5 protein-coding genes are annotated in these 5,540 nt (G+C 67.7%); 3 read left to right on the top strand and 2 right to left on the bottom strand.

Annotated elements, in window-relative coordinates; all coding sequences use genetic code 11:
* Positions 1–36 precede the first annotated feature (36 nt).
* Both gap and tkt read right to left on the bottom strand, forming a co-directional pair.
* A complete protein-coding gene (gene gap, locus HMPREF3115_RS02180; protein ID WP_006407578.1) occupies positions 37–1,047 on the bottom strand; it encodes a type I glyceraldehyde-3-phosphate dehydrogenase in 1,011 nt (336 codons plus the stop codon).
* A 93-nt stretch (positions 1,048–1,140) separates the two neighbouring features.
* Complete coding sequence (gene tkt / locus HMPREF3115_RS02175; protein ID WP_053297645.1) at positions 1,141–3,213, bottom strand: transketolase; 2,073 nt, start codon at positions 3,211–3,213, stop codon at positions 1,141–1,143.
* Between the two features lie 215 nt (positions 3,214–3,428).
* On the opposite strand from tkt, the gene speE reads away from it, so the two are divergent.
* The 3 genes from speE to HMPREF3115_RS02160 form a co-directional block, all read left to right on the top strand.
* The gene (gene speE / locus HMPREF3115_RS02170; RefSeq protein ID WP_006407580.1) at positions 3,429–4,286 is read left to right on the top strand and encodes a polyamine aminopropyltransferase; all 858 of its coding nucleotides are present in this window, start codon (positions 3,429–3,431) and stop codon (positions 4,284–4,286) included.
* A gap of 103 nt (positions 4,287–4,389) precedes the next feature.
* Entirely contained in the window at positions 4,390–4,806 is a 417-nt protein-coding gene (locus HMPREF3115_RS02165; RefSeq protein ID WP_006411974.1) for a VOC family protein, read from the top strand.
* Positions 4,803–5,540 (top strand): 16S rRNA (uracil(1498)-N(3))-methyltransferase (locus HMPREF3115_RS02160; protein ID WP_070553325.1); only part of this gene is annotated, 738 nt, incomplete at its 3' end. The genes HMPREF3115_RS02165 and HMPREF3115_RS02160, both read left to right, overlap by 4 nt.

The following is a 5,540-nucleotide window of genomic DNA, read 5'->3' as shown; positions in this document are numbered from 1 at the left end:
CGCGCCGCCGCATAACGGCGGCGCGCGACGCGATACTTACTTCGCGTTCGCGAACGCGACTGCCGTATCGAGCATGCGGTTCGAGAAACCCCACTCGTTGTCGTACCAGCTCGACACCTTCACGAGGCGGCCCGACACCTTCGTCAGCGTCGCGTCGAACGTCGACGAAGCCGGATTGTGGTTGAAGTCGACCGACACCAGCGGCGCGTCGTTGTAGCCGAGGATGCCCTTCAGTGCGCCTTCCGATGCTTCCTTCATGATCGCGTTCACTTCCTCGACCGTCGTGTCGCGCTTCGCGATGAACGACAGATCGACGATCGATACGTTGATCGTCGGGACGCGGATCGCGTAGCCGTCGAGCTTGCCGTTCAGTTCCGGCAGCACGAGGCCGACCGCCGACGCCGCACCCGTCTTGGTCGGGATCTGGCTGTGCGTGGCCGAACGCGCGCGGCGCAGGTCTTCGTGATAGACGTCGGTCAGCACCTGGTCGTTCGTGTAGGCGTGGATCGTCGTCATCAGGCCGGTTTCGAGGCCGATCTTGTCGTTCAGCGGCTTGACGAGCGGCGCGAGGCAGTTCGTCGTGCACGATGCGTTCGAGATCACCGTGTGCTCGGCCTTCAGCACGTTGTGGTTCACGCCGTAGACGATCGTCGCGTCGACGTCCTTGCCGCCCGGCGCCGAGATGATCACCTTCTTCGCGCCGCCCTTCAGGTGTGCGCTCGCCTTTTCCTTCGACGTGAAGAAGCCCGTGCACTCCATCACGACGTCGACGCCGAGTTCGCCCCACGGCAGTTCGGCCGGATTGCGATTCGCGAGCACGCGGATCTTGTCGCCGTTCACGACGAGGTAGTCGCCGTCGACCGACACTTCGCCCGGGAACTTGCCGTGCGCGGTGTCGTACTGCGTCAGGTGCGCGTTCGTCTTCGCATCGCCGAGGTCGTTGATCGCGACGATCTCGAGATCGTGCTTCTTGCCGTTTTCATAAAACGCGCGCAGCGTGTTGCGGCCGATGCGGCCGTAGCCGTTGATTGCGACGCGAATCGTCATGGTCTATCTCCTGATGGCTGAAAAAATTCGTTTCGTGCAGCTTCACGTGCGACGCGCGCGAGGGGCGGCGCGCGTCGCGAATGTTTTGATTGCTTAGGCGAGCACGGCCTTCACGGTGTCGACGACGTGCTCGACGGTGAAGCCGAAATACTTGAACAGCACGCCGGCCGGTGCCGATTCGCCGAACGTGTCGATCCCGACGACGCCGCCTTCGAGGCCCACGTACTTGCGCCAGAAATCGGTTACGCCCGCTTCGATCGCGACGCGACGCACGCCGTGCGGCAGCACGCGTTCCTTGTATTCGGCATCCTGGCGGTCGAACACGGTGGTCGCCGGCATCGACACGACGCGCGCGGCGATTCCTTGCTGCGCGAGCGGCTCGACGGCCTTCATCGCGAGTTCGACCTCGGAGCCCGTCGCGATCAGGATGATCTTGCGCGCGACGACTTCCTCGTCCCAGTCCTTCAGCACGTAGCCGCCCTTCTCGATGTTCGCGATCTGGGCGTCGGTGCGCGGATTGAACGCGAGGTTCTGGCGGCTGAAGATCAGCGCCGACGGACGATGGGCCGCGACCGCGTGCGTCCATGCGACGGCGGTTTCGACCGTATCGGCCGGACGCCATACGTCGAGGTGCGGAATCAGGCGCAGGCTCGACACGTGCTCGACCGACTGGTGCGTCGGGCCGTCTTCGCCGAGGCCGATCGAATCGTGCGTGAACACGAAAATCGACGGCACCTTCATCAGCGCAGCCACGCGCAGCGCGTTGCGGCTGTAGTCGGAGAACGTCAGGAACGTGCCGCCGAACGGCTTGTGGCCGCCGTGCAGCGCGAGGCCGTTGATCGCGGCGCTCATGCCGAACTCGCGCACGCCGTAGTTGATGTGGTTGCCGAGCAGCACGCCCGCGCCTTCCGGATTCGCGCGCACGGCCTTCGAGGCCTTCCAGTTCGTCAGGTTCGAACCGGTCAGGTCGGCCGAGCCGCCGAGCAGTTCCGGCAGCACCGCGGCCAGCCCTTCGATCGCCTGCTGCGATGCCTTGCGCGTCGCCACCGTCTCGGCGCGCTCGTTCGCGCCCGCGACGATCGCCTTCGCCTTCTCGGCCCAGTCGGCCGGCAGCTGGTTCGCCATGCGGCGCTCGAATTCGGCCGCTTCCTGCGGATACTTCGCGCGATACTGCGCGAACGCGTCGTTCCACGCCGCTTCGGCACGCTTGCCGGCTTCCTTCGCGTCCCATGCCGCATAGACTTCCTGCGGAATCACGAACGGCTCCCACTTCCAGCCGAGCGCTTCGCGCGTCTTCGCGATTTCTTCCGCGCCGAGCGCCGCGCCGTGCACGTCGTGGCCGCCCGCCTTCGTCGCCGCGCCCTTGCCGATCACCGTCTTGCAACAGATCAGCGTCGGCTTGTCCGACTGCTTCGCCTTCGCGATGGCCGCGTCGACGGCGTCGACGTCATGGCCGTTCACGTTCGCGATCACGTTCCAGCCGTACGCTTCGAAGCGCTTCGGCGTGTCGTCGTGGAACCAGTTGACGACGTCGCCGTCGATCGAGATGCCGTTGTCGTCGTACAGCGCGATCAGCTTGTTCAGCTTCAGCGTGCCGGCGAGCGAGCAGGCCTCGTGCGAGATGCCTTCCATCAGGCAGCCGTCGCCGAGGAACACGTACGTGTAGTGATCGACGATCTTCGCGTCCGGACGGTTGAACTCGTCGGCCATCAGCGCTTCGCCGAGCGCCATGCCGACCGCGTTCGCGAGACCCTGGCCGAGCGGGCCGGTGGTCGTCTCGACGCCCGGCGTGATGCCGTATTCGGGGTGGCCCGGCGTCTTCGAGTGCAGCTGGCGGAAGTTCTTCAGCTCTTCGATCGGCAGGTCGTAGCCGGTCAGGTGCAGCAGCGAGTACAGCAGCATCGAGCCGTGACCGTTCGACAGCACGAAACGGTCGCGATCCGCCCAGTGCGGGTTCGTCGGGTTGTGCTTCAGGTGGCGCGACCAGAGCGCCACGCCGATTTCGGCCATGCCCATCGGCATGCCCGGGTGACCGGAGTTCGCTTGCTGGACGGCGTCCATCGCGAGCGCACGGATCGCGTTGGCCATCAGGGTGGTGGAGGCGGGAGACGAAGTCGTCATGTCGAGTCCGGAGAACGAGTCGAGAAAACGGGAGCACGGCGGCATCCGGAAGCTCGCGCATCGACCGTTCCCGGCGCGCGGTGCGGCGCCTGACGGACGCGAAGCGGACGGAGCCTACGGACGGGGCTGCAAAGCTCGTTATTTTAACAGATGGGCCGGGATTTCCCCGGCGCATCGGCTTGTTCCGGCACGGTTTTCCGCGAAAGCGCGCGCCTCCTATAATTCAGGCGTTGGAACTGCCCGCCTCGCGCGGCCCGCCCGTGAGCACGACCCTCCTCTTTCATCCGACACCCGACGCCACCTACGGCTTTCCGAATGCGCGCCGCCTTGCGCGCGTCGCGTCCGCGCACCAGCAGATCGAAGTCTGGGAAACCGCGCAGCTCGGCCGGCTGTTCACGCTCGACGGGCGGCCGATGACGTCCGTCGGCGACGAGTACGTCTACCACGAGTGCATGACGCATCCGGCCGCGCTCGCGCACCCGGCGCCGAAAAAGGCGCTCGTGCTCGGCGGCGGCGACGGCGGCGCCGCGCGCCAGCTGCTCAAGCATGCATGCATCGAACGGATCGTCGTCGCCGAGCTCGACGACGAAGTCGTCGGCATGGCGCGCCGCTATCTCGACGACGTCCATCAGGGCGCGCTGGACGACCCGCGCGTCGAACTGGTGATCGGCGATGCCGCCCATTTCGTCGAATCGACGGTCGAGCATTTCGATCTCGTCGTGTTCGATCTGACGCCGCCCGATTCGCCGGCCGCCGGCCTCTATACGCGCGCGTTCTACGCACGGCTCAAGCGCATCCTGACGCCGCGCGGCGCGGTGTCGATGCATCTCGGCTCGCCGCTGTTCCATGCCGCGCGGATCGCCGCGCTGCTCGAGGATCTGCGTGCGAGCTTCGCGGTCGTCGATCCGCTCTCCGCGCACGTGCCGCTGTACGGCTCGCAATGGCTGATGGCGATTGCGAGCGACACGCTCGACGCGGCCGCGCTGTTCGCGCACGACATCGACGAACGGCTCGCCGCGCGCCGCATCGAAGGCCTGCGCTACTACGATGCGCGGCTGCATGCGGCCCTTTTTGCGCTGCCGCGCGCGCTGCGCGATACACTGGGCGCTCGCCGCTGAGCGTACGCTTCGCACGCGCGCGCCGCTTCGCGCGATGCGCCAACGCGCGCAGCGAACCGGTGCACGCTCGCGCCGCCTCCCCCGAACGACAGGAGATTGCTTGATGACCGATCCACGTCCGGCCGACGTGCCTTGGTTGACGCCTTACCTGACCGTGCGCAATGCGCGCGCGTCGATCGATTTCTTCACGGCCGCATTCGGCTTCGCGCTGCGCGACGTGCTCGACGAGGACGGCGCGATCATGCACGTCGAGATGGTCTATCGCGGTCAGCTGATCGTGATGTTCGCGCCCGAAGGCGCGTTCGGCTCGACCGCGCGCACGCCGAAAAGCGCGAACGCGATCGCGCCGCAGTCGTTCTATCTGTACGTCGACGACGTCGATGCGACGTGGCAGCGCGCGCTCGACGCGGGCGCGAAGTCGCTGACCGCGCCGCAGGACCAGTTCTGGGGCGACCGGTTCGCGCAGATCGAGGATCTCGACGGCTACCGCTGGGCGCTCGCGCGCCGGCTCGAAGCATGAGCGAAGCCAGCACGACCGCGGCCGTGCCGCGCTTTTTCGTCGACACCGCGTTGCGCGCGGACGCGACGCTCGCGCTGCCCGCCGACGTCGCGCGCCACGCGCAGGTGCTGCGGCTGCAGCCCGGCGATCCGCTCGCGCTGTTCGACGGCACGGGCGGCCAGTATCGCGCGCGGCTCGTCGAGATCGACAAGCGCGGTGCGCTCGCGCAAATCGACGCCTTCGATCCCGCCGAAGCCGAGCCGCCGTACCGCGTGACGCTCGCGCAGGGCATCGCGGGCGGCGACAAGATGGACTGGGTGATCGAGAAGGCAGTCGAACTCGGTGTCGCGGCCGTCGTGCCGCTGTCGACGGCCCGCGGCGTCGTGAAGCTGTCCGGCGAGCGCGCGGAAAAGCGCGTCGCGCACTGGCGCGGTGTCGTGCGCGCGTCGTGCGAACAGTGCGGCCGCAACCGCGTGCCCGACGTCGCTGCGGTGCGCGCATTCGCCGCATGGCTCGACGGCCTGGCGCCGGCGCCCGTCAACGGCGAGCTGCGGCTGCTGCTGTCGCCGCGTGCGAGCATCCCGTTCGCGTCGCTGCCCGACGCGCCGCCCGCGGCGCCGGTCACGCTGTTGATCGGGCCCGAAGGCGGCCTCTCGCCGGAGGAGGAAGCGGCCGCGCGGGCACGCGGCTTCACGGCGCTGTCGCTCGGCCCGCGCGTGCTGCGCACCGAGACGGCCGGCGCGGCCGTCCTGGCC

It is taken from the genome of Burkholderia sp. HMSC10F09, from assembly GCF_001806955.1.
Taxonomy (GTDB): Bacteria; Pseudomonadota; Gammaproteobacteria; order Burkholderiales; family Burkholderiaceae; genus Burkholderia; species Burkholderia multivorans.
This window is presented reverse-complemented; position numbering and strand designations above follow the sequence as displayed.